Source organism: Enterobacter sp. 01-M-03-SI-ECC (genome assembly GCF_047530215.1).
Taxonomy (GTDB): Bacteria; Pseudomonadota; Gammaproteobacteria; order Enterobacterales; family Enterobacteriaceae; genus Enterobacter; species Enterobacter chengduensis.
In genome coordinates this window covers 1-1,801 of record NZ_JBLKDA010000087.1, presented here as the reverse complement: position 1 = coordinate 1,801, position 1,801 = coordinate 1, and the positions used below count along the sequence as shown (strand labels likewise).

2 protein-coding genes are annotated in these 1,801 nt (G+C 48.7%); both read right to left on the bottom strand.

Annotated elements, in window-relative coordinates; genetic code table 11:
- Positions 1–65, bottom strand: a 65-nt coding sequence (locus ACMWKK_RS26140; protein WP_001676991.1) for an IS1 family transposase, incomplete at its 3' end; no start/stop codon positions are given.
- A gap of 165 nt (positions 66–230) precedes the next feature.
- Positions 231–1,364: a glutathione-independent formaldehyde dehydrogenase gene (locus ACMWKK_RS26135; protein WP_017384068.1), complete on the bottom strand. Its 1,134-nt coding sequence runs from the start codon at positions 1,362–1,364 to the stop codon at positions 231–233.
- Positions 1,365–1,801: the final 437 nt, after the last annotated feature.

Sequence of the window (1,801 nt, the reverse complement as noted above, 5' to 3'; positions counted from 1 at the left end):
TTGCCGTTACGCACCACCCCGTCAGTAGCTGAACAGGAGGGACAGCTGATAGAAACAGAAGCCACTGGAGCACCTCAAAAACACCATCATACACTAAATCAGTAAGTTGGCAGCATCACCTGGCAGCTGAAAGTATGAATAATAACGCCCTGACAGGATATTTTATTGCACCCTGTCAAAAGTCATACATTCTTTCCCGGTTTTTGCTTTCTCATACCGGATAACTCTATTTAAGGCTTAAGGATAACCTTCGTCCATCCTTCATCCCGCTCATCGAAGTGCTTATATCCGGCAGGAGCCTCTTCAAGCGAAAGACGATGAGAAATTATTTTGCCCGGACTGGCTTTATCGTGATGGATGAGGCGAGACAGCTGACGGTTATAGGCCTTAACGTTCGCCTGGCCGGTACGGATTGCCTGTCCTTTAAACCAGAAACTCCCAAAATCAAATGGCATCTTACCCTCTCTGGCAAGCTCCGATTCAGCCCCCGGATCCTGAGGAATAAAGACGCCAACCACACCAATTCCCCCGGTTGCTTTCGTCGACGCAACAAGACTGTTCATGGTGACAGAGTTATCTTCATGGCCATGTTTGTTACAGCACTGATAGCCAACACATTCGCAGCCACAATCCGTACCGCGTCCATCCGTCAGGTCGAGAATTTTTTGTACAGCTTCATCGCCAGTAGCATTGATGCCCGTCGCCCCCATTTTTTCAGCCAGAGCCAACCGGTCTGTGTGCGTATCAACCACAAACACCTGTGAAGCACCTTTAATGATCGCCGAATGAGCTGCCATCAAACCGACCGGCCCCGCGCCATAAATGGCCACGCTTTCACCAGGCTTCAATCCGGCAAGTTCTGTTGCATGCCAGCCGGTAGGAAAAATGTCAGAGAGCATCACATAATCATCTTCTTTTTCTGCCGCATCAGGGGGAAGAACAAGGCAGTTAAAGTCGGCAAATGGCACCCGAAGCAGTTCCGCCTGCCCCCCCTCCCAGGGACCCATTTCAGCAAAACCATAAGCTGCGCCTGCCGAACCCGGATTGGTAGTGAGACAAAAGCCGGTCAGACCTTTTTCACAGTTTTCGCAAAAACCACATCCCACGTTAAACGGCAGACAAACATAGTCGCCCACCTTAATACGTTCAACGCCTGAGCCAATTTCGACCACTTCACCCAGGTTTTCGTGACCCAGAATCCGTCCCTGTTCAAAGCTGGTCCGGCCCTCATACATGTGCAAGTCCGACCCACAAATGTTGGTGGTGGTGATGCGGACGAGTACATCCGTGGGGCGGACAATTTTCGCATCCGGTACGTCTTTTACTTTTACATCATAAGGACCGTTGTAAATTACTGCTTTCATGATCTTCTCCTTCTTGCGTGCGGAAAGGAAATGCTGCCCGGCGGATTGGGGTATCAATCGAGTTTAGCTGCCATAACAGATCTCGCGATCGGCGAAAGGACGATTAGGATGTTTCTTAACTAAGTGCATTGAAGTCTGTAAGACAGGTACTTACCGATGAAGGCTGCCTGGAAAACGTAAAAACATCACACGTTAATCCGGTTTTTTTAAGCAGGCAGGGGATTACGGACAGCTTTGAGCGAGAAGCGGATAAAGTAAATCTATCTCATTTCTGCATTGTGCCAGAAGTAGACATAGGTGAATTAGGTAACCCTAGTGAATCGCCACGGATAATCTAGACACTTCCGAGCCGTTGATAATACTGGTTTTCATATTCTGTCGGTGACATCTGTTCGCTAGAACCATGCCGACGCTTACTGTTATAAAACATTTCGATG